This is a genomic window from Rhodococcus sp. HM1, assembly GCF_023218075.1.
GTDB lineage: Bacteria > Actinomycetota > Actinomycetes > Mycobacteriales > Mycobacteriaceae > Rhodococcus.
In genome coordinates, this window is the sequence record NZ_JALPTB010000063.1 from 17,654 (window position 1) to 39,082 (window position 21,429).

General features: G+C 68.6%; 26 protein-coding genes and 1 tRNA gene. 19 read left to right on the forward strand and 8 right to left on the reverse strand.

The annotated features are described in order from the left end of the window. The first annotated feature begins 3 nt into the window (after positions 1–3). The 9 genes from rpmF (at position 4) to M1M07_RS25560 (ending at position 7,265) form a co-directional block, all read left to right on the forward strand. Positions 4–177, forward strand: coding sequence for a 50S ribosomal protein L32 (gene rpmF, locus M1M07_RS25520; protein WP_197252457.1), 174 nt, complete (start codon positions 4–6; stop codon positions 175–177). Between the two features lie 77 nt (positions 178–254). After that, positions 255–869, forward strand: coding sequence for a trimeric intracellular cation channel family protein (locus tag M1M07_RS25525; RefSeq protein WP_248675967.1), 615 nt, complete (start codon positions 255–257; stop codon positions 867–869). 45 nt (positions 870–914) lie between these two features. Next, positions 915–1,604 (forward strand): response regulator transcription factor, encoded by a 690-nt coding sequence (locus M1M07_RS25530; RefSeq protein WP_231610610.1) that lies wholly within the window; start codon positions 915–917, stop codon positions 1,602–1,604. Between the two features lie 52 nt (positions 1,605–1,656). Then, positions 1,657–3,066 (forward strand): HAMP domain-containing sensor histidine kinase, encoded by a 1,410-nt coding sequence (locus M1M07_RS25535; protein WP_197252454.1) that lies wholly within the window; start codon positions 1,657–1,659, stop codon positions 3,064–3,066. Between the two features lie 94 nt (positions 3,067–3,160). Next, entirely contained in the window at positions 3,161–4,432 is a 1,272-nt protein-coding gene (locus tag M1M07_RS25540) for a S1C family serine protease (RefSeq protein ID WP_248675968.1), read from the forward strand. 68 nt (positions 4,433–4,500) lie between these two features. Continuing rightward, complete coding sequence (locus M1M07_RS25545; RefSeq protein WP_197252453.1) at positions 4,501–4,998, forward strand: molybdenum cofactor biosynthesis protein B; 498 nt, start codon at positions 4,501–4,503, stop codon at positions 4,996–4,998. Positions 4,999–5,003: 5 nt separating this feature from the next. Beyond that, positions 5,004–5,231, forward strand: coding sequence for a hypothetical protein (locus tag M1M07_RS25550; protein ID WP_248675969.1), 228 nt, complete (start codon positions 5,004–5,006; stop codon positions 5,229–5,231). Positions 5,232–5,810: 579 nt separating this feature from the next. Continuing rightward, positions 5,811–6,563: an MspA family porin gene (locus M1M07_RS25555; protein ID WP_248675970.1), complete on the forward strand. Its 753-nt coding sequence runs from the start codon at positions 5,811–5,813 to the stop codon at positions 6,561–6,563. A gap of 54 nt (positions 6,564–6,617) precedes the next feature. Further along, the gene (locus M1M07_RS25560) at positions 6,618–7,265 is read left to right on the forward strand and encodes an MspA family porin (protein ID WP_197252451.1); all 648 of its coding nucleotides are present in this window, start codon (positions 6,618–6,620) and stop codon (positions 7,263–7,265) included. 97 nt (positions 7,266–7,362) lie between these two features. On the opposite strand, the gene mscL is transcribed toward M1M07_RS25560, so the two are convergent. The 4 genes from mscL to M1M07_RS25580 all read right to left on the reverse strand — a co-directional run bounded on the left by mscL (position 7,363) and on the right by M1M07_RS25580 (position 9,660). Continuing rightward, positions 7,363–7,785 carry a large conductance mechanosensitive channel protein MscL gene (mscL, locus tag M1M07_RS25565; RefSeq protein WP_197252450.1) on the reverse strand — a complete coding sequence of 141 codons (423 nt, stop codon included), beginning with the start codon at positions 7,783–7,785 and terminating at the stop codon, positions 7,363–7,365. A 130-nt stretch (positions 7,786–7,915) separates the two neighbouring features. Next, positions 7,916–8,638, reverse strand: a complete 723-nt coding sequence (locus M1M07_RS25570; protein WP_248675971.1) for an SAF domain-containing protein — start codon at positions 8,636–8,638, stop codon at positions 7,916–7,918. Positions 8,639–8,735: 97 nt separating this feature from the next. Further along, entirely contained in the window at positions 8,736–9,002 is a 267-nt protein-coding gene (locus M1M07_RS25575) for an FmdB family zinc ribbon protein (protein WP_248675972.1), read from the reverse strand. Between the two features lie 82 nt (positions 9,003–9,084). Next, complete coding sequence (locus tag M1M07_RS25580; protein ID WP_248675973.1) at positions 9,085–9,660, reverse strand: 5-formyltetrahydrofolate cyclo-ligase; 576 nt, start codon at positions 9,658–9,660, stop codon at positions 9,085–9,087. A gap of 61 nt (positions 9,661–9,721) precedes the next feature. Here M1M07_RS25580 and M1M07_RS25585 point away from each other — a divergent pair, with 61 nt between their 5' ends. The 4 genes from M1M07_RS25585 (at position 9,722) to glpR (ending at position 13,638) form a co-directional block, all read left to right on the forward strand. Then, entirely contained in the window at positions 9,722–10,633 is a 912-nt protein-coding gene (locus tag M1M07_RS25585; RefSeq protein WP_197252448.1) for a UTP--glucose-1-phosphate uridylyltransferase, read from the forward strand. Positions 10,634–10,669: 36 nt separating this feature from the next. Continuing rightward, positions 10,670–11,932, forward strand: a complete 1,263-nt coding sequence (gene glp / locus M1M07_RS25590; protein ID WP_197252447.1) for a gephyrin-like molybdotransferase Glp — start codon at positions 10,670–10,672, stop codon at positions 11,930–11,932. Then, positions 11,932–12,567: a GNAT family N-acetyltransferase gene (locus M1M07_RS25595; protein WP_248675979.1), complete on the forward strand. Its 636-nt coding sequence runs from the start codon at positions 11,932–11,934 to the stop codon at positions 12,565–12,567. The genes glp and M1M07_RS25595 overlap by 1 nt, the downstream gene beginning before the upstream one ends. A 246-nt stretch (positions 12,568–12,813) precedes the next feature. Then, positions 12,814–13,638, forward strand: a complete 825-nt coding sequence (glpR, locus tag M1M07_RS25600) for a gephyrin-like molybdotransferase receptor GlpR (protein WP_248675974.1) — start codon at positions 12,814–12,816, stop codon at positions 13,636–13,638. Here glpR and M1M07_RS25605 read toward each other — a convergent pair. Then, complete coding sequence (locus tag M1M07_RS25605) at positions 13,632–14,426, reverse strand: methyltransferase domain-containing protein (RefSeq protein ID WP_197252445.1); 795 nt, start codon at positions 14,424–14,426, stop codon at positions 13,632–13,634. The two genes, glpR and M1M07_RS25605, sit on opposite strands and share 7 nt — an antisense overlap. 99 nt (positions 14,427–14,525) lie before the next feature. Here M1M07_RS25605 and M1M07_RS25610 point away from each other — a divergent pair. The 3 genes from M1M07_RS25610 (at position 14,526) to M1M07_RS25620 (ending at position 15,450) form a co-directional block, all read left to right on the forward strand. Next, positions 14,526–14,601: transfer RNA gene (locus M1M07_RS25610), tRNA-Ala, on the forward strand. Positions 14,602–14,769: 168 nt separating this feature from the next. Beyond that, positions 14,770–15,186: a VOC family protein gene (locus M1M07_RS25615; RefSeq protein WP_197252444.1), complete on the forward strand. Its 417-nt coding sequence runs from the start codon at positions 14,770–14,772 to the stop codon at positions 15,184–15,186. A gap of 120 nt (positions 15,187–15,306) precedes the next feature. Then, a complete protein-coding gene (locus M1M07_RS25620) occupies positions 15,307–15,450 on the forward strand; it encodes a hypothetical protein (protein ID WP_197252478.1) in 144 nt (47 codons plus the stop codon). A 15-nt stretch (positions 15,451–15,465) separates the two neighbouring features. On the opposite strand, the gene M1M07_RS25625 is transcribed toward M1M07_RS25620, so the two are convergent. Next, complete coding sequence (locus M1M07_RS25625; protein WP_248675975.1) at positions 15,466–16,218, reverse strand: glycosyltransferase family 2 protein; 753 nt, start codon at positions 16,216–16,218, stop codon at positions 15,466–15,468. Positions 16,219–16,276: 58 nt separating this feature from the next. Then, the gene (locus M1M07_RS25630) at positions 16,277–16,930 is read right to left on the reverse strand and encodes a glycosyltransferase family 2 protein (protein WP_368862570.1); all 654 of its coding nucleotides are present in this window, start codon (positions 16,928–16,930) and stop codon (positions 16,277–16,279) included. Positions 16,931–17,189: 259 nt separating this feature from the next. Between M1M07_RS25630 and M1M07_RS25635 the strand changes: the two genes are divergently transcribed. After that, positions 17,190–18,593, forward strand: a complete 1,404-nt coding sequence (locus tag M1M07_RS25635) for a cytochrome P450 (protein WP_248675976.1) — start codon at positions 17,190–17,192, stop codon at positions 18,591–18,593. 55 nt (positions 18,594–18,648) lie between these two features. Continuing rightward, the gene (locus tag M1M07_RS25640) at positions 18,649–19,500 is read left to right on the forward strand and encodes an SDR family oxidoreductase (RefSeq protein ID WP_197251647.1); all 852 of its coding nucleotides are present in this window, start codon (positions 18,649–18,651) and stop codon (positions 19,498–19,500) included. Positions 19,501–19,567: 67 nt separating this feature from the next. Here the strand turns inward: M1M07_RS25640 and M1M07_RS25645 are convergent, their stop codons facing one another. Further along, a complete protein-coding gene (locus M1M07_RS25645) occupies positions 19,568–20,041 on the reverse strand; it encodes an FABP family protein (RefSeq protein ID WP_248675977.1) in 474 nt (157 codons plus the stop codon). Between the two features lie 73 nt (positions 20,042–20,114). On the opposite strand from M1M07_RS25645, the gene arcA reads away from it, so the two are divergent. Next, positions 20,115–21,326 carry an arginine deiminase gene (gene arcA, locus M1M07_RS25650; protein ID WP_248675978.1) on the forward strand — a complete coding sequence of 404 codons (1,212 nt, stop codon included), beginning with the start codon at positions 20,115–20,117 and terminating at the stop codon, positions 21,324–21,326. The last annotated feature ends 103 nt before the right edge of the window (positions 21,327–21,429 follow it).

A 21,429-nucleotide genomic window follows, 5' to 3' on the forward strand; every position in this document is an offset into this window, starting at 1 on the left:
GACATGGCAGTTCCGAAGCGCCGGATGTCCCGGTCGAATACCCGCGCCCGGCGGTCCCGGTGGAACACGCAGGCACCCGAGCTGGTCCCGGTCAGCGTCGGCGGGGTGACCCACCGCGTGCCCCGACGGCTGGTGCGCGCGGTGGCCCGCGGCCTCCTCGATCCGCGCGACCTCTGATCGACCCCCGCGCCCCCGGGTGACGGCACCCGCGTCGACCTGATCCCGGAGGTGCGGGGGGATGGGATGGTTACCGGGTGCTTCTGAAAATCCTCGAGCTCGTGGGCATCGTGGCGTTCGCGATGTCGGGTGCGCTCGTCGGTGTCGTCAAGCGGCTCGATCTGTTCGGGGTATGCCTGGTCGGGGTGTTCACGGCGGTCGGCGGCGGTATCGTCCGCGACCTGCTGCTCGACATCCACCCGCCGTCGTCGCTGAGCAACTGGCGGTACCTGGGATCGGCACTCGCCGCGTCGGTCCTCGTGTTCTACCTGCACACGGTGGTGTCGAAGCTGAACCGGGAGATCCTCGTGCTCGACGCGCTGGGCATGGGCCTGTTCGCGACGACCGGCGCGACCATCGCCATCGAGGCCGGAGCGCAACCCCTCGCGGCTGCGCTGATCGGCGCGACCTCCGCGATCGGCGGTGGCATCCTGCGCGACGTCCTCGTCAACGAGGTGCCGCTGCTGCTGCATCGCGACCTCTACGCGATCCCGGCGCTGCTCGGCTCCGCGGTTCTCGTCGCTGCCCGCGAGCTGGGCTTCGGACAGAACATCGCGCTGGTGCTCGGTACCGTCCTCGCGACCGGTCTGCGACTGCTCGCCCTGTGGCGTGGCTGGAGCCTGCCGCAGGCGCGGGTGCCACGCGAGGACTGACACCTCTCAGCGAGTTCTCAGCCGGTTCGGGCCACACTGGTGGGCATGCGGATTCTGGTGGTCGACGACGATCGAGCAGTGCGGGAGTCGCTGCGTCGATCCCTCAGTTTCAACGGCTACACCGTCGACCTGGCCACCGACGGGCAGGACGCCCTCGATCAGGTCATGGTGAGCCGGCCCGACGCGATGGTGCTGGACGTGATGATGCCGCGCGTCGACGGGCTCGAGGTGTGCCGTCGACTGCGCAGCACCGGCGACGACCTGCCGATCCTCGTGCTCACCGCCCGGGACTCGGTGTCCGAGCGGGTCGCCGGGCTCGACGCGGGCGCCGACGACTACCTGCCGAAACCGTTCGCGCTCGAGGAACTGCTCGCGCGACTGCGCGCGCTGCTGCGGCGTGCGGGGCCCGACCCGAGCCGCACCACCGAGGAGACGCTGAGCTTCGAGGACCTGACGCTGAACCCGGAGACCCGCGAGGTCACCCGCGGCAACCGATCGATCAGCCTGACCCGTACCGAGTTCGCCCTGATGGAGATGCTCATGGCGAACCCGCGCCGGGTCCTCACCCGCAGCCGCATCCTCGAGGAGGTGTGGGGCTACGACTTCCCGACCTCCGGCAACGCCCTCGAGGTGTACGTCGGGTATCTGCGTCGCAAGACGGAGGCCGAGGGTGAGCCGCGTCTGATCCACACGGTTCGCGGGGTCGGCTACGTCCTGCGCGAGACGCCGCCGTGATCGGGCGCGAGGCCACCGCGATCTGCGACGGGCGGTCGCGGTGAAGCGACCCATGCGCCCTCCGATGCTGCTGACCAGCTCGGTGCCCCTGCGTGTCCGGGTGACGCTGCTGGCCGCGGGCGCGGTCGCGCTCGCGGTGGCCGTGACGTCCATCGCCGCGTACGCGGTCGTCGCGCGGGCGTTGTATTCGGACGTGGACCAGCAGTTGCGGGCGCGTGCGTCCGCCCTCGTCGAGTCCAGCACCCTCATCACCTACGACCCCCGCTACATCGGCGGCGCCAAGCTCTACAGCTCCGTCATCAGCGTCGCGCTCATCTATCCGGATCTCGGCCGGTACGTGCCGCCGGGTTCGACGGTGCCGATCGGCGAACCCGAACTCGCGGTCGCGGAAGGCAAGGCCGAATCGTCGCTGCGGACGGTGTCGCAGCAGCGGGTGCTCGCGCAGCGCATCCCCGACGGCAGCACCGTCGTCATCGCCCAACGCCTCGAACCGACCGCGCAGATCCTCAATCGCCTGGCCAGCGTGCTGTTCGTCGTCGGCGGCTGCGGGGTCGTGCTGGCCGCCGCGGGTGGCGCGACCGTGGGCCGCACCGGCCTGAGACCGGTCGCGCGGCTCACGGCCGCCGCCGAACGCGTCGCCCGCACCGACGACCTGCGACCCATCCGGGTGACCGGTCACGACGAACTCGCCCGCCTGACGGAGAGCTTCAACACGATGTTGCGGGCGCTGGCCGAGTCCCGGGAACGGCAGAGCCGCCTCGTCGCCGACGCCGGGCACGAACTGAAGACCCCGTTGACGTCGCTGCGCACCAACATGGAACTGCTCATCGCGGCGAGCCGGCCCGGGGCGCCGCAGCTGCCGGACGAGGACATGGCCGAACTGCGTGAAGACGTGATCGCGCAGATCGAGGAACTGTCGACACTGGTCGGCGACCTGGTGGACCTGGCCCGCGAGGACGCCCCGGAGACGGTGTTCGAGCCCGTCGACATCGCCGACGTCGTCGAACGCAGCCTGGAACGGGCCCGGCGTCGCCGCACCGAGATCGACTTCACCGCGACCACCGAACCGTGGTTCGTGTACGGCGATCATGCGACGTTGTCGCGCGCCGTCCTCAACGTCCTCGACAATGCCGCGAAGTGGAGCCCGTCGGGCGCCGAGGTGCTCGTGGGGATGCGTCAGATCGGCACGGGCCTGATGGAACTGACCGTCGACGACGCCGGCCCGGGCATCCCCGAGGAGGAACGCGAGCTCGTGTTCGAACGGTTCTACCGGGCGACCACCGCGCGTTCGATGCCCGGCTCCGGGCTGGGCCTGGCGATCGTGCGACAGGTGGTGATGAAACACGGGGGCACGATCGCGGTCGACCGGTCCTCGCGCGGCGGTGCGCTGATCCGCATCGTGCTGCCGGGAACCCCCGAACTGTCGGACGAGGTTCCTGACAGCTATTCCGCAGGGGACTGACAGCAAATTCCTTTGCGTCTTCTAAGTGACTTCTCAGCGATCGGGTCCAATCTGGAATATGTAGGAATCCGGAAGTTGGACGAACGGGGACGAGATGAGCGACGACCAGAACCCTGGACAGCCGTACCAGCCGCCGACCACCCCATACCAGGGATACGGTCGGACCGAACCCCTCGGCGCGACCCCGCAGCAGGGACCGCACCAGCCGGGCACGCCACACCCCGGTATTCCGCAGCCCGGGTTCACAGCCCAGCCTCCCCATCAGGCGGGGCACCAGCAGCCCGCTCGACCCGGCCGGGGTGTACTGGCCGCGGGCGCGATTGCGTTGGCCCTGCTCAGCGGCGGTGTCGGCGGGGTCGTCGGTGCGCTGGCGGTGGGCAACAACGACGCACCGGCGGTCGTCAACTCGCTCGACGCATCGAAACCGGAAACCACGACGATCGCGAACGCGCCGGCCGGATCGGTGCAGGCGGTCGCGCAGAAGGTCGTGCCCAGCGTCGTTCGGATCGGAATCGTCGGACGCACCACGCAGGGGGAGGGCTCGGGCGTGATCCTCTCGTCCGACGGGCTCATCCTCACCAACAACCACGTCGCCGCCGGGGGCGGCCCGGGCGCGCAACTGACCGTGTATTTCGCGGACGGCAGTTCCGCGCCGGCCACGGTCGTCGGTGCCGATCCCATCTCGGACCTCGCGGTCGTACGCGCCGAGGGTCGCACGGACCTGACCCCGATCGAGCTCGGCTCGTCCGACGGGCTGCAGGTCGGACAGGCCGTCGTCGCGGTGGGTTCGCCGCTCGGCCTCGAGAGCACTGTGACGTCCGGCATCGTGTCCGCCCTGGACCGGCCGGTGTCCACCAGCGGGGAGACGGGTAACCAGAACACCGTGATCGACGCCATCCAGACCGACGCCGCCATCAACCCCGGTAACTCCGGCGGTGCCCTCGTGAACATGGACGGTCAGCTGGTCGGTATCAACACGGCCATCGCCACATCCGGAGGGCAGTCCGGATCCATCGGTCTGGGCTTTGCCATCCCCATCGATCAGGCTCGCCGGATCGCGCAGGAACTCATCGACAACGGTTCGGCGACCCACGCCATCATCGGTGTGCAGGTGCCGTCGCAGGACAACGCGCGCGGCGCGACCGTCATGGAGGTCACCGCGGGTGGCCCGGCGGAGAAGGCCGGCATCCCGCGGGGCTCGATCATCACGAAGGTCGACGACCGGCTCGTCACCGACGGGGATTCACTCATCGCGGCGATCCGGTCCCATGCGCCCGGCGACACCGTCCGCATCACCTACACCGATGCCCAGGGCAAGAACGAGAAGAGCGTCGACGTGCAGCTCGTCGCCGCCGAGGAGCGCTGACGGTGTACGACAGGCCGCCGGTGACCGATACCGCTCTTCTCCTCGACTTGGGAACTACCGTGGGATCCATGGAACTCGAAGCGCCCAGGACCGGCCGTGCACTCGTCGTGATCGTCGACGATCGTGTTGCGCACGGAGACAATCCCGATTCCGCAGGCCCGCTGGTGACGGAGCTGCTGCAGGAAGGGGGCTTCGTCGTCGACGGCGTCGTGACGGTCGCGGCCGACGAGGTCGAGATCCGCAACGCGCTCAACACCGCGGTGATCGGTGGCGTCGACCTGGTGGTGTCGGTCGGCGGTACCGGGGTGTCGCCGCGCGACGTGACGCCCGACGCGACGGAGGAAGTCCTCGATCACGAGTTGAAGGGCATCAGCGAGGCGTTGCGGTCGTCGGGACTGTCGGCCGGTGCCCTCGATGCCGGGCTGTCGCGGGGGCTGGTCGGCGTGTCCGGCTCGACGCTCGTGGCGAACCTTGCCTCCTCGCGTGCTGCGATCCGCGACGGCATGGCGACCCTGACGCCGCTGGCCGCGCACGTCATCCAGGAACTGTCGCGGCTGGAGGAGTGACCGTTGTGGCCGACGAAGTAGAGGGCGCCGACACCGGTAAGGACACCACCCGGGGTGAAAAGAAGGGTGAAACCCCAGGTAGGAAGGGTCGGATCGACCGGGCTCGGCTCGCGCGCATCTTCGGAGAGGTGCTGCCGGAGACGACGCGAGACGAGCGGGAGCCGGGCGAAGAGCGGTCGGAATCCGACGAATGGCTCCGCAGACAGGTCCCTCCACACCACGGCAAAGTGTGATCTCGGACACTCGTCCATTTCCGTGTCGGGTCGGACTTCAACTCGGATTCGCCTTTGCGAAACCTTTCCGAAACATTCGCAAATGCCACATGGTGGGAATCCTGCGCGCGTACGCAAGGAATGCGATCCTGTCCGGCTGTGACGCCCGGGCTCCCCGGTCTCCTGCGGATAGGGCCCGACCAGCGTCTATGTCTGAATTGCCCTGACCGCGAAGGGCCTGCGACCCGATCACCTGTCGTGACGGATGTCATACCGTGACCTGATTGTTATCGTTCACTTTCCCGAAACGTTGCCGGAATGGCCCCGCACCGCCTCCTGCCAGGGCATGTGAGGGTAGCCATTGCCCGCGTTTAGGTCACCGTCTAATCTCTGCACAGGTTCGAAAGAGTAAAGACCCGGGCATCATTCCGGGTCTTTTATCACGAATCGGTAACACAGCTACCGTGCGGATGATGTGCGCATCGGCATCGACGGGGGATCTGCCTCGGCGGCGCTCGGTGTGACATGCCTCGCGGGCGACACGACAACTTGTCGGACGCGGGTGCTGAACCCGGCACGCAGAGAATGGATGAGGCATTCATGAAGATTCAGACGCGACGCGGCCTGAAGGCTGCCCGCAACGCCGCGGTGGCCGGTGCCGCCGTGGCTGGTCTGGTCCTCGGATCGTCGGGTGTGGCCAGCGCCGACGTCGACGACCAGAACCGGATCGTGTCCGCCGGTAACGAGGTGATCGTTACCCAGAAGGACACGTTCATTCAGGGTGTGCCTCCGATCGGCGGCAGCCCGCTGAGCCGTCAGTGGTTCCACAACGGTGTCGGCGTCGCCAACATCGTCGGCCCCGACGCTGCCGACTTCGAGGACTCCACCTTCCAATTCGGCTACCAGTTCGCGTGGTCTGCCGCGATCGACGGCTCGATCGGTGTGAGCTGGAACTCGCCGGATCTCGCAGTGACCACGACCGGCAACTACGTCGCCGCCACGGAGGCCAACGGAGACCCGATCTTCATCAGGGATGGCCTCGGCAACGAGGTGCTGGACGCGAACGGCGAGCCCATCCCTGCGTACACGTACGTGCCCAAGACGCAGAAGAACGTGGTCGACAGCATCCTGCCGCAGGCGAACGCGGGTGTGGCGTTGACTGCGGCCCCGGGCATCGAGGAGCTCGTCGTTGCCGAGGGTGAATTCAACGGCGACTTCAAGGAAGTCCAGATCGCCAATGTGTCCGGTGCCGCCACCGGCGTCATCGGCCCGGTGCAGGTTCGTCCGTTCGTTCGTGTGATCACGGCGAACGGCGACAACGTCACCACCTACGGCAAGGTCTGGACCATCTAGTCCGGCATCAGCCACACCTCGCAGTACATCCCCACCACGAAATACGGAGTAATCATGGGAATCAAGTCGCGTGGCTTCAAGGCCGCCCGTAACGCCGCCGTGTCCGGTGCCGCCGTTCTCGGCCTCGTCCTGGGTGCGACCGGCACCGCGCAGGCCGCTGTCGACGACCAGAACCGCATCATCTCCGACGGCCTCGAGGTCGTCGTGACCCAGGAAGACACCAACATCACCGGTGTTCCCGCGCTCGGTGGCAGCCCGTTCAACCGTGAGTTCTTCCACAACGGTCGCGGCACCGCGAACCTGATCGGCGAGGGCGCTGCCGACGCCGAGGGCACCACGTTCCAGTTCGGCTACCAGTTCGCGTGGGCCGGCAGCATCGATGGCTCCATCGGTGTCAGCTACTCCACCCCGGGCCTCGAGGCGATCGTCGGCGCCGATGCCGACGGCCCGTACGCCGAAGCCGGCATCGACAGCATCCTGCCGCAGGCCAGCGCCGAGCTCTCCCTGAGCCCGGCTCCGGGTATCGAGGAACTCGTCGTCGCCGAGGGCGAGTTCGACGGTGATTACAAGACCGTCCAGTTCGCCAACGTCCACGGTGTGGCCTCCGGCGTCCTCGGCTCCGTCCAGGTCCGTCCGTTCGTCCGCGTCATCACCGCGAACGGCGACAACGTCACCACCTACGGCAAGGCTTGGACCGTCTGACAACGGCAGTCCGGCAACCGCCGAACAAGGCTGGGCCCCTCGGAATTCCGAGGGGCCCAGTCCTTTTCGTGCTCGGCCCGTTCGGATTCTGAAAGGCTCACGGCTTTGGAGCATCCTTCGCGTGCGCACCGGCGTGACCCGCCTGCGCCTCGAGAATGTCGCGGATCTGGATGAGCAGGTCCTCCGCGCTGGCCTTCTCGTCGGACTTCTCCGTCGCGAACCGCTTCTTGGCCGCATTCGCCGGAACGATGAGCACGAAGTACACGACCGCCGCGATGATGACGAAGTTGATCGCCGCGGAGATGACCGCGCCGATGTTCACGAACGTGGCCGGGTTGTTCGCAAGGATCTGGAAGCCCCAGCCCATGTCGTTGTCGCCGCCGATGGCAGCGATGAGCGGGTTGATGATGTATTCGGTGAAGGCCGTCACGATGGCCACGAACGCGGTGCCCACGACCACCGCGACGGCGAGGTCGAGGACATTGCCTCTCAGTAGGAAATCCTTGAAGCCCTTCAGCATGGTCCGCTCTCCTCGTATATGTGGTGCCGATCACATGTAGCTTCGAGGGGAACCTTAAACCAACTCCACGGTTTGCACAGCGGCTCAGTGCATCCGGTTCGCAGGGCTCGGTGCATCCGGTTCGCACAGCTCAGTGCAACGTCACGGTCAGCGCGCTGACCAGCGACGCCGCCGCGACCGCCGTTGCCTGATCCGGCGCCAGGGCCAGCAGAACCACGCGTTCACGCTGGTCACGAGCACCTTCTGCGGAATGTGCGAGCACGACGGTCGCGCCCGTCGCCAGCACCTGCGCGTTGGGGGAGAGATCTCCGGATCCCGGCGCGACCGTCAGCACATCGACGAGGTCGCCCTCGCGCAGCAGATCGCCGACACCCGCGTCGGCCAGCCGGATCGGAACCACGCGCGCATCCGGATTCCCCGTGGCCGCACCCGCCAGGCGTGGACCGAGCATGCGCACGGAGACGAGGATTTCGCCGGCGGGGACAGGGCCGGACAGGGTGTGGCCGACCGCGTCGGAGAGAAGGGTGAGCGCGCCGGACGGCACCGACGCGGATTCGCGGTCGGCGAGTTCGACGTCGTCGAGGGTGAGTGTGTGCCCGGGGCTCAGGTCGCGCACGGCGACGACGGCGGGGGAGCGGCCGCTCGAAGGCCCGTCCCGCAGCGCCGCGACGACGGCGATCAGCGCCAGAAGTGCGGCCGCGCCGCGCCGGGCCGCGACCGTGCGCGCCCAGCCCGGTCGCAGCAGCGTGCTCGCGCGATCGGCGAGTGTGGGCTGCAGGGAGGTCGTGGCCCGAGGCCCGCCGGAGGGACGGAGGCGCGATCGGGGCGGGAACGGAAAGAGACCGGCAGGCATGGCCGAACCCTACGAGTTCGGCCGTGCCTGTCGGCCTCGTGAAGCGCGAATTCGAGGCGATCTGTGGATGAACAGCCCGCCTGTGGACAACTCGCGATCAGCTCGCGGCGGCCGCCGGAGTCGAGGTGCTGGACGACGAGCTGCTCGAGGAGTCGGACTTGGCCGGCTCGCTCGCGGTGCTGCTGCCACCGCGCGAATCGGTGCGGTAGAAGCCGCTGCCCTTGAAGACGACGCCGACGGAGTTGAACAGCTTGCGCAGCTTGCCGGTGCACTCCGGGCACTCGGTGAGGGAGTCGTCGCTGAACGACTGCACGATGTCGAAGCGGTTGTCGCAAGCCGTGCAGGCATATGAATAGGTGGGCACCGGTGAATCCTCCGCGCGTTCGAAAATAAATCGCAGCTTTAGCACTCTACAGTCGACAGTGCCAACGGCGCCAGTGTGAGATCTATTCCACCAGCGCGGTCAGCCCGCCGCTCGGCGTCAGGGCGTGCGTCATCCGGATGTCGTGCGGATCCTCGGGCAGTTCGTCGACCAGCTCCTCGTCGCGCACCACGGCGATCAGCCGGGCCGACGGATCGGCAAGGTGCAGGGTCCGGTCGTAGAACCCGGCACCCCGGCCCAGCCGCACTCCGCGCCGGTCGACCGCGAGCGCCGGCACCAGCACCACCGACGCCTGTGCCACGGTCTCGGCGGTCAGCACCGGACCGCGGGGTTCGCGCAGACCGTAGTCCGCCGCCACGAGGTCGTCCTCGCCGGTGTACTCGGCCCACTCCAGGATGCTGTCCTTGCTGGTGAGTGGCACCAGCACCCGGATTCCGCCGTCCCGCAGGGCGTCGAGCAGCGCCAGGGACCCCGGTTCGGTACCCACCGGGATGTACGCGCAGACCGTCGCTCCGGATGTGGCCAGTGCGCGCGCCGACGCGGTCAGCGCATCGTCCTCGACGCGACGCTGTGCGTCGCTGCGGTCGCGCCGGGCGGCGAGGACCGATGTCCGCCAGACGGCCTTGGATCGTGCCTGCACACCGGCCACCTTAAGATCGTGAGGGGCTACCGCGTGGTAGCGAACGTTAGGGTGGGAGTCTATGACGAACAATACGACCGACGGCGTCCGACATTTCCGGACGGCAGTCGTGCCGGCGGCAGGAATGGGTACCCGGTTTCTCCCGGCGACCAAGACCGTGCCGAAGGAACTCCTTCCGGTCGTGGACACCCCGGGCATCGAACTCGTGGCAGGGGAGGCCGCCGATTCCGGTGCCGAACGGTTGCTGATCGTCACGTCCCCCGGCAAGGACGGCGTGGTCGCGCACTTCGTCGAGGATCTCGTGCTCGAGTCGAAGCTCGAGGAGAAGGGCAAGTACGAACTGCTCGCCAAGGTCCGCAAGGCTCCGGGCCTGCTCGAGGTCCAGTCCGTCGTCCAGGAACAGCCGCTCGGCCTCGGCCACGCCGTCGCCTGCGCGGAGAAGGCCCTCGACCCCGACGAGGACGCGATCGCGGTGCTGCTGCCCGACGACCTCGTGCTGCCCGTCGGTGTGCTCGAAACGATGCAGCGGGTGCGCGCCAAGCGCGGCGGCTCGGTGCTGTGCGCGATCGACGTGCCCAAGGAACAGATCAGCGCGTACGGCGTGTTCGACGTCGAGGTCGTGCCCGACGCCACGAACCCCGACGTGCTCAAGGTCCTCGGCATGGTCGAGAAGCCGGCCGTCGAGGACGCGCCGTCGACGTTCGCCGCCGCCGGTCGCTACCTGCTCGATCGCGCGATCTTCGACGCCCTGCGCCGCATCACGCCCGGCGCCGGCGGCGAACTCCAGCTGACCGACGCGATTGCCCTGCTCATCGAGGAAGGCCACCCCGTGCACGTCGTCGTGCACCGCGGCACTCGACACGACCTCGGAAATCCCGGGGGCTACCTGCGGGCTGCGGTTGACTCTGCGTTGAACACCGAGGAATACGGTCCGTCTTTGCGCCAGTGGCTCATCGAGCGCCTCGAACGCTGACGGTCGACGGGTCGCGGCTGGAGGACGAGAGACGTTATGCGGTCGGTTGAGGAACAGCAGGCACGGGTCACGGCGGCAGCCGTCGCACCCAGGCCGGTTCGGGTGGCGATCTCCGAGGCGCAGGGCCTGCTCTGCGCCGAGGAAGTGGTCACCGAACGGCCGCTGCCGGGCTTCGACCAGGCCGCGATCGACGGCTACGCGGTGCGCAGCGTCGACGTGCAGGACGCCGGGGTCACCGCCACCGACGAGGACGGGGAACCGGCGGCCGAGCTGAGCCTGCCCGTCGTCGGGGAGGTTCGCGCCGGCTCGCGCCAGCCCATCCGGCTGCAACCCCGGCAGGCGGTGCGTGTCGACACCGGCGCACCTCTGCCCACCCTCGCCGACGCGGTGCTCCCGCTCGAGTTCACCGACGGCGGCACCGCCCGCATCAAGGTACACAAGGCGGTCCGCAGCGGCGACTACGTGCGCCGCACCGGCGACGACGTGCAACCCGGGGATGTCGCGGTCCGCGCCGGGACCATCATCGGGTCGGCGCAGGTCGGCCTGCTCGCCGCGGTCGGACGCGACAAGGTGCTCGTGCACCCGCGACCGCGGTTGTCGGTCATCTCCGTCGGTGGCGAACTGGTCGACGTGGACCGCACGCCCGGACCGGGACAGGTGTACGACGTGAACTCGTACGCGCTGGCCGCCGCCGCGCGGGATGCGGGCGCCGACGTCAACCGCGTCGGCATCGTCGGCACCGACCCGAAGACGCTGCGCGAGGTCGTCGAGGGACAGCTGATTCGCTCGGAGATCGTCGTGATCGCGGGGGCGGTCGGCGGCGGTGCCCTCGAGGACGTGCGCGAAGCGCTGTCCGAACTCGGCCCACTCGAAGTGGACCGTGTCGCAATGCATCCCGGGTCCGTGCAGGGCTTCGGTCAGCTCGGCCGCGACGAGGTGCCCACATTCCTGTTGCCCGCCAACCCCGTCGGCGCGCTCGTCGTGTTCGAAGTGATGGTGCGGCCGCTGATCCGGATCGCACTCGGCCGTCGGCACCCGATGCGGCGGGTCGTCCCGGCACGCACGGTCTCGCCGATCACGTCCATCCCGGGCCGGAAGGGATTCCTGCGCGGCCAGCTGATGCGCGACGAGGCGACCGGCGACTACCTGGTGCAGGCGCTCGGTGGGGCGGCGGGCGCGTCGTCGCATCTGCTCGCCACGCTCGCCGAGGCGAACTGCCTGGTGTTGATCGATCCCGATGTCTCCGAGGTTCGCACCGGCGACCCCGTCGACGTGGCGTTCCTCGGGCAGCGCGGTTGATCGGGGCTCATCCGGGCTGGCCGGCGGATCTGGGTCCGTTGCGCGTCCGCGGCGGTCTGGTGACGGTGCGGTCCGTGCGGTTGCGCGACGCCGCCGCGTGGAGCCGGCTGCGGATCGCCGACCGCAACCACCTCGAACCGTGGGAGCCGACGGGCGATGCGCCGTGGGATGCGCGGCACCACATCTCGGTGTGGCCCGGGATGTACCGGAGTCTGCGTGCCGAGGCCCGCAAGGGGCACATGCTGCCGATGGCCATCGAACTCGACGGACAGTTCTGCGGGCAGCTCACCGTCGGCAACATCGTCCGCGGCGCTCTGCGGTCCGCCTGGATCGGTTACTGGGTCAGCAAGGACGTCAACGGGATGGGTGTCGCGACCGCGGCGGTCGCGCTGGGGCTCGACCACTGCTTCGGCCCGGTGGGTCTGCACCGTGTGGAGGCGACCGTGCGCCCGGAGAACGCTGCGAGCCGCGCGGTGCTCAGCAACGTCGGATTCCGTGAGGAAGGGCTGCTGCGGCGCTATCTCGACGTGCACGGCGCCTTCCGCGACCACCTGCTGGTCGCGATGACCGTCGAGGAGGTGCCGGGTTCGGTGTCGGATCGGCTCGTCCGGAGCGGTCGCGCCAGCTGGGCGTGAATCGGCGGATCACTATATCCACCTGTAACGGAGATTACGGTCATACCGCGTAGTAATACCCATGCGGACATATATTCGTGTGACTAGAGTGAAGGAAGTGTCACATGATTCGGCGTGACTCGTGTTGCAGTAGTTATCACATGAGTCCGGCGTTTCTGTCGGGGTGACCGAGCGGATGCCATTAGCCTGACTAGGTCAGTGGCGTCGACAGGCTGGTAGGCGACAACTGGGAGGAGGGCCGCCGGTATGCCGAACTCGCTCCTGTGGATCGGACTCGTTGCCGTGTGGCTGTTCGTCCTGGTGCCGATGCTGGTCACGAAGCGCCCCCGTATCCGCCAGACGACCGACGCCGCGCTCGCTACGCGTGTACTGCACCGTGGTGACGACGACCCGATCACCCCGCGTGGTCCGGCCGCCGGTCACCGCAGCGACCCGAACTGGCGTCCCAGTCGCGACCGTCGCCGCGCACCGTTGGCGGCCGGTCGGGTGGACCGCCCCGCGGAGGACAGCATGGACACTCAGGAACTCGTCGATCTCGACGAGCGGCCACCCGAAGAAGCCGATCGAGCTCCCGCCCGTGAGTTCGTGCCCGCACGTCGCGGTCGCGGCGGCTTCGATCCGCACGCCGACGCGGTCGCCCGGGCGGCGCGGTACGAGTTCCGGCAGCGCGCCGTGCTCGGACTGCTGTTCGCGGCGATCATGACCGCGGCGCTCGCCCTCATCGCCTCGCCGGCCCTGTGGTGGCTGTGCGCGCTGGCGACGGCAGCGCTGATCGGCTACCTGTTCTACCTGCGCCGGCAGGTGCGGCTCGAGCAGGAGATCCGTCGTCGCCGTATGGCCCGTCTCGCGCGGTCGCGCCTCGGCGTCGAATCACGCAGCGACGAGGAACTGCGCCTCATCCCGTCGCGGCTGCGGCGCCCCGGTGCCGTCGTCCTCGAGGTGGACGACGAGGATCCGGTCTTCGAACATCTCGACACCTACGCCGACGAGGTCGACACCCACGAACCTCGCGAACCCCGCGGACCCCGCGAGGAGCCGGACTACGAAGTGCGCCGCGCGTCCGGTCAGTGACCGCGCCGGCCCGTGACGACATGGGCCACCAGGGGTGCCGACACCGTTCCGTCCGCCTCCACGTACCGGGCCAGTTCGGTCCTCACGTCGCGGCGGATGGCCTCGCGGGTTACAGGTTCGATCCGCTCGGCGAGCGGGCTCCCGTCGATTTCCGTGTCCACGAACGTCTCCGGTGACGAGAAGCGGGCGGTGCCGGTGTGTGTCGTGCACCGGTCGACGCTCGCGCCCGCCTCGCCGACCAGCGCGGTCAGTTCGTCGCGGTCACCGCAACTCCAGTAGGTGTTCAGCAGCGACACCGCGTCGGGACCGGCGTGACGCGCCGCCACCTCGACGAGCAGCCGGTAGGCGGGCTGATCCGGCAGGGCCGCCGGCACGCACACGGTGAATCCGCGCGCGACGCGGTTCATCTCGGTCAGTGCTCGCCGACGGTCGGGGAAGAACATCAGCGCCATCTGGCACAGCGCGGCGTCGAACGTGTCGTCGGGAAACGGCAGTGCGCCGGCGTCGCCGAGGCACCACCCGAGGTCGGGACGGATGCGCCGGGCCACCGCGAGCATGCCGGCGTTCAGGTCGAGGCCGACGACCCGGCCGTGCGGTCCGACCCGGTCGGCGGCTACGCGGGCCACCACCCCCGTCCCGCAGGCGACATCGAGGATCCGCTGACCCTCGGCGACCGCGGCCTGTTCGACGACGAGTGGAGCCCACTGGGCGAACAGCGCCGGCACGAATCGGGATTCGTAGACTTCGGCGGCATCGGACGAGACCTGGAACGTTTCACGCCTGGTCATGTCCCCCATCCTTGTCCCTGTTACCGCATTTGACCAGGCGATTTCGTGCATGGGCAATCGGTTTGCTAGAGTTTGCGAGCGGTTCCGAGAGGGACCGATGGGGCTGTGGCGCAGTTGGTAGCGCGCTTCGTTCGCATCGAAGAGGTCAGGGGTTCGATTCCCCTCAGCTCCACCATCTCGACGAGGTCTCAACCCTGCACCCGCTACGGGCGCAGGGTTTCTTCGTATTCGGCCCAGTCGGGCGGGTGCGTTGTATTTGCCCGGAACGGCGGATATCGTGCGCCGCTGTCTCGACCGGGGTGTACTGGGTGGCACCCGAGACCCCGATCGAGGAGGACGCGTCGTGAGGCCCATAACCGTTGTCGTCTCCGTGCCGGTCACCGATCTGACGCGCACGCTGCGGTTCTACCGCGACGGACTGGGGCTCGAGACGCCGGGCATCGACGAGGGGATCATCCCGATCGAGTTGCCGAACCTCTCACTGTTCCTGATCGAACGGCAGGAGTACGCGCTGTACGCCGTCCGCGGAGGCGTCGAGGACGGCGGACAGCCGGTGCCGGGTACCTGCATCTTCTCCTGCGCGATCGCCGACAAGGAGGAAGTGGACCGAACCATCGAGCGGGCGCGAGAGGCCGGCGGCTCGGTGCCCGGCCCCGCCGAGGAGCAGGACGGCTCGTACACCGGATACGTCGCCGACCCCGACGGCCACCTGTGGGAACTCGTCTGGAACGCGCAGACCGAAGCCGCTGCCGCCGAGTAGTCCCGGCCTCGCGCTCGGCGTCCCGATCCGTGACCGCCGGCTGGACCGTTATCGCAACGGCATCCGATCCGGTGGCAGGTCACAACGAAATTGGGAAGACTGGGTGACATGGAACACAGAATGAGTGACGACGAACTTCGGCGTGCGATTCGGGTGCTCCGCGAGCGCGCCGAGACAGCACGGCACGAGAACCGAACAGACGACGCCGAGCAGATCGAGGAAACGATCCGCCAGTACCAGGAGGAGATGGCGCAGCGTCTCTGACGGCCACCGCGCACCTCACCGGATGTCCACGTGTTCCGGGCGGAAGCGGTGGTCGTAGTACCACAGGAAGGTGTTGCGGTACCCCCACGCCGCGATGCGGCGGCACGACCCGTAGACGACCGCCCCGCGGCGCTTGCCGTATTCCGAGGTCAGCATGCGCACCCTGCCGTGCAGGGCCTTGTCCTCGTGCTCGTCCTCGATGCGGGTGCGCGGAAACCCGCCGGCGGCCTCGTACAGCTCCGCGGTGATCGCCATGTTGCAGCCCGGGGTGAGGATGTACGGCCCGTGGAACTGCGGGCTGCGGAAGTCGGGGTTCAGCTTGCCGAGGTAGGTGCCGAGCACGAACATCGTGCGCATCCCGAGCATCTGTGACCACGACAACCCCTCGTCGGTACGGGGACGCATCCGGCCGGCGATCATCCGCAGTCCCGCGTCGAACCCCGCGGTGAGTTCCGCGGTCCAGTTCGGATCGGGGAGGCAGTCGGCGTCGGTCCGCGCGAGGCGGGTCGCGCCGCGTGCCGCGGCGAAACGCATCCCGGTGTCGGCAGCCGCCCCGGTGCCCTTCTCCGGTTCCTCGACGACCTCGACGGACATGTCAGGATGGGCGGCGGAGAACTCCCGTACCCGCTGCACCGTGCGGTCGGTGGACATGTTGTCCACGACGACGACGTCGAAGTCCCGGTACCGTTGCGCGGCCAGCGCGCTCAGCGTCTGCCCTATGCGGGCTTCCTCGTCGAGGGCCGGGATCACCACGCACAAATCGGCCACGCCGCTTCTCGAACGGTTATCCGTCATCGGATGTCCCCCCTCATCGGATGTCCCCTTGTCACCGGATGTCCACCGTCTCCGGCCGGAACCGATGCTCGGCGTACCAGCGCAGTGTGTTGCGGATTCCCCAGGCGGAGAACCGCCGCGTGGACATGCGGACGCGGACCGAGCGGCGCAGACCGTAGTCGGTGGTCAGGGTGCGCACCCGGTTGTGCAGGTACCGGTCCTCGTGCTCGTCCTGGATCCGGGTGCGCGGAAAGCCCCCCGCGGCCTCGTACAGCTCCGCGGTGATCGCCATGTTGCATCCGGGTGTGAGGACGTAGGTTCCGAGGAACTGCGGGCCGCGGTTGATCCTCCGGACCTTGGCGACGAGCGATCCGATCTCGATGACGATGCGCATGAGCACCAGCCGGGCGGGGGACAGGCCCTCGTCGGTGCGGGGCAGCAGTTGTCCCGCGATGCTGCGCAGGCCGCCGTCGAAGGCCGCCTCGATCTGCTCGGTCCAGTCGGGTTCGGGCACGCAGTCCGCGTCGGTCCGTGCCAGCCGCACGGCCCCCGCCTCGATGGCGTAGCGCATGCCGGTGTCCGCGGCGGCTCCGGTGCCCTTCTGCGGTTCGTGGATCAGGGTGAGGTCCAGGTCCGGGTGTGCGGAGGCGAATTCGTCGACGACCTCGACGGTGGAGTCGGTCGAGCCGTTGTCGACGACGACCACGCGGAACTCGCGATTGCGCTGGTGCCGGAGTGCGGTGAGGGTGGCTGTGATGCCGGGGGGCCTCGTTGTAGGCCGGGATCACAACCCACAGGTCTGACGCCATGTGGCCGTCCTCGGATGGCAGGGGCGAAGGTGGGCCCAGGCTACCGGCGCCGGGGGTGAATTCAGGACGAAATGGCGGAATGCGCCTCTCTGCTCTTGGAAAGCCGCGTACCGTCCTCGAGAGCCGGGTCCGGACTTGCAGGGGGAAGGGGCTCCGATGGTCGCACTGACCATGGAATCGACCGGTCTGCCGCACCCACGGTGGCGGGTGCCGATACTGGGGGACGTGCTCGGGGTGTCACCGCACCGAGCCATCCAGGATTCCTGGACGATGAGTCGCCGGCTCGGGCCGATCTTCGAGCGACGCGCCCTCGGGCACCGCTTCGTCCTGGTGTCGGGAGTCGACCTGGTCGCCGAACTGTCCGACGAGACGCGATTCGCCAAGCACGTCGCGCCGGGTGTGGAGGCACTACGCGGGATCGGTGGCGACGCACTGTTCACCGCCTACAACCACGAAAAGAATTGGGCCCGTGCCCATGCGCTGCTGACGCCGGCGTTCACCCGGTCGGCGATGCGCAGCTATCACGCGGTGATGTGCGATGTCGCGTCCGACCTGGTCGGGTACTGGAACCGGAGCGCCGGCCGGCCGGTCGACGTGGTCGAGGACATGATCAAGGTCGCGTTCGAGACCGTGGGGCGGGCAGGACTCGGGCACTCGTTCGGCTCGTTCGACCGTGCCAGTGCCCATCCCGCACGCGCGGCGATGGCCCGGAGCCTCGTTCATGCTCAGCGCCGGACGCTGCGGAACGTCCCGGGGCTGCGCCGCATCGCCTACGGGTTCGCGGATCGCAGGAACGCCGCCGATCTGGCGTTCCTGCACGACTCGATCGACGAGATCATTCGCGCGCGAGTCCGGTCCGGTCCCGCGCCGGACACCGATCTGCTCGAGATCATGCTCGACGCGGCCCGCCGGGACGACCCGAACCGCCTGGACCGCGACAACATCCGCTACCAGGTGCTGACGTTCCTGCTCGCCGGGCACGAGACCACCGCCGCTCTGCTCGCGTTCGCGTTGCACTATCTCTCGCAGGATCCGGAGTTGTATGCGTCGGCCCGTGCCGAGGTCGACGCGGTGTGGGGCAGCGCGACCCCCGAATTCGAGCAGGTGCCCAAGCTGAGGTTGCTCCGACGGATCGTCGACGAGACACTGCGGTTGTGGCCCCCGGTTCCGGCGTTCGCCCGCGAGGCTCGCACCGACACCGTGCTCGGCGGCCGGTACAGCATGCAGGCCGGCGACTGGGTCGTGGTTCTCGTGCTTGCGCTGCACCGTGATCCGGTGTGGGGCGACGACCCCGACCGATTCGATCCGGACCGGTTTCTTCCCGATCGGATCCGGCTGCGCCCACCGCACGTCTACAAGCCGTTCGGCACCGGTGCCCGGGCCTGTATCGGACGGCAATTCGCAGTGCACGAAGCAGTTCTCGTGCTCGGCACGATCCTGCGCGAGTACGATCTCGTGCCCGATCCCGGCTATCGGCTGCGCATCCACGAACGGCTCAGTCTCTCGCCCGCGGGCCTCTCGCTGACGCCGCGCCCGCGTCGTCCGAGCGGTCCTGCGTAGCGCTCGGGGGTCACGTAGGCTGGCGACTCCGCACCTTCGTGACTGAGGAGACGAGTTGGGGATCAAGTCGTTCAAGGGGGCACTGACCGTCGTCACCGGTGCTGCGAGCGGTATCGGCAGGGCGGTCGCGATCGCCGCCGCGGACGAGGGCGCTCGTCTGTTGCTCACCGACATCGACGAGGCGGGCCTCGACGACGTGGTGGCGCTCATCGGTTCCCGCGGCGGAGAGGTCCTGCACCACAGCGCCTTCGACATCACGGATTTCGAGGCCGTGCGGGCCTTCGCCGACGAGGTCCACGAGCGGTTCGGCAGCGTCGACGTCGTGATGAACATCGCCGGCACGTCGGTGTGGGGCACCGTCGAAAACCTCGAGCACCGGCACTGGAAGAAGATGGTCGACGTCAATCTGATGGGGCCCATCCACGTCATCGAGTGCTTCGTACCGTCGATGATCGAGGCGGGCCGTGGCGGGCAGCTGGTCAATGTGTCCTCCGCGGCCGGACTGCTCGCGCTTCCGTGGCACGCCGCGTACAGCGCCGCGAAGTTCGGGGTGCGCGGTGTCTCCGAGGTGTTGCGCCACGACCTGAAACGGCACCGGATCGGGGTGAGCCTCGTGGTGCCCGGTGCGGTGCGCACGCCCCTCGTCGACGCCGCCGAGATCGCCGGGTTCGACCGCAAGGATCCGCGCATCCAGGCATTCACCCGCAGGTTCTCGGCGCACGGGATCACCCCGGAGCTGGCGGCGAAGCGGATCCTCGCCGGTGTCAAGCGCAACCGATTCCTGGTCTACACGTCGTTCGACATCAGGTTCGGCTACTGGTGGGCCCGCAAGTTCGCGCCCCCGTACGAGTACACGATGCAGAAGGCCAACGACTACTTCAGCAAGGTGCTGCTGCCGCCGGTGTGAGCGGCCGGGCGCTTCGCGCCCCGTGTGCCTTTGTGGCGCCTCCCACCGCCACAACGGCACACCGGGTCTAGCTCGTCGTGTGCCGCGTGAGTTGTGCGTGCAGATGATGGGTCAGCGGCGTCGAGTCGTGCGCCATCCACAGGTCGTAGGTGAGGGTGTCGCCGTCGAGGACGAACCGGCGGCGCAGCTCGTGCACGGGCTTCGCGTCCGGTGACCGCTCGAGATGCACGGCGGTGAAATCGAGGACGCCGTGCGTGAGCCGCGACCGCTGGATCTCGACGAAGCCGGTGGGCTGCGACACCAGAAGTTCCACTTCGTGACCACTGCGGCGCAGGTAGCCGTTCTCGGTGTGCAGCGGGCGCCCGTCGTCGCGGGCACGGGTGCGGCTGACGTACATCAGGAACGGTTTTCCGGGAATCGACGTGAACTCGATTGTCTCGTCGTAGGCGAAGTCGTCGATGGTGGGGTAGTGGCCGTCGCCGCCGCCGACCCATCGGCCGGCGAACGGTGCAAGTTCGCCGAGCGGGTCCGAATCCGTCACGTGTGGTGCTCCTCGCTCGCGTATGGGCACGTCGATCCTCCCACCCGCCGGGCAGCGGCACTACCGTTGACGCATGAATGCGCAGTTGTGTGTCGATTCCGAGGTCGGGGCCCTCACGACGGTCCTGCTGCACCGGCCCGGTGCGGAACTCGAGCGGCTGACGCCCCGCAACAACGACCAGTTGCTGTTCGACGCGTTGCCGTGGGTGGCGCGCGCCCAGGAGGAACACGACGCCTTCGCCGAGCTGCTGCGCAGCCGTGGGGTCGAGGTGCTGCTGCTCGCAGATCTGCTCCGCGAAACCCTCGAGGTCAGCGGCGCCGCGCGCATCCAGGGGATTTCCTCGGCCGTCGACCCGCGCAGGCTCGGGCACGCGCTCGCGCAGGACCTGGCCGCGCACCTGCGGACGCTGCCGGCCCCGGAACTGACCCGGATTCTGGTCGCGGGAATGACGTTCGACGAACTGCCCGAAATCGGCACGGCAGGCCCGCCGTCGCTGGTGCGGCTCATGCACCACGGCGGCGACTTCGTGATCGATCCCCTGCCGAATCTGCTGTTCACCCGCGACTCGTCGTTCTGGATCGGGCCGCGCGTCGCGATCCCGACGCTCGCGCTGCCCGCCCGTCGGCGCGAGGCCTCGCTCACCGACCTCATCTACGCGTTCCACCCACGGTTCCTCGGGGTGCGCCGCGCCTACGAATCGCACACCGCGCCCGTCGAAGGCGGCGACGTGCTGCTGCTCGCGCCGGGGGTCATCGCCGTCGGCGTGGGGGAGCGCACCTCACCGGCCGGTGCGGAAGCATTGGCGCGCAGTGTGTTCGAGGACGGCCTGGCACACACGGTGCTGGCGGTGCCGATCGCGCAGCAGCGGGCGTCGATGCACCTGGACACCGTGTGCACGATGGTCGACATCGACGCGGTCGTCATGTATCCGGCGATCCGGGACACGCTCGAGGCCTTCACGATCCGCCGGGACGACGGCGACGCCCGCATCGGCGGGCCGCGACCGTTCCTCGAGGCCGCGGCCGAGGCGATGGGTATCGACAAGCTCCGTGTCATCGACACCGGCCTGGACTCGGTCGTCGCCGAACGGGAACAGTGGGACGACGGCAACAACACCCTCGCGGTCGCGCCGGGAGTGGTCGTCGCCTACGAGCGGAACGTCGAGACGAACGCGCGGCTCGAGGCAGCGGGTATCGAGGTGCTGCGGATCGCCGGGTCGGAACTGGGATCGGGCCGGGGCGGGCCGCGGTGCATGTCGTGCCCGCTCGCACGGGCCGCGCTCTGACCCCTCGCCTCCCTTTTTCGTCCGAGCGAATGTATCGCTCGTCTCCTTCAACCGACCGAGCGATACATTCGCTCGGACGAAAAAGGGAGGCGAGGGGTCAGAG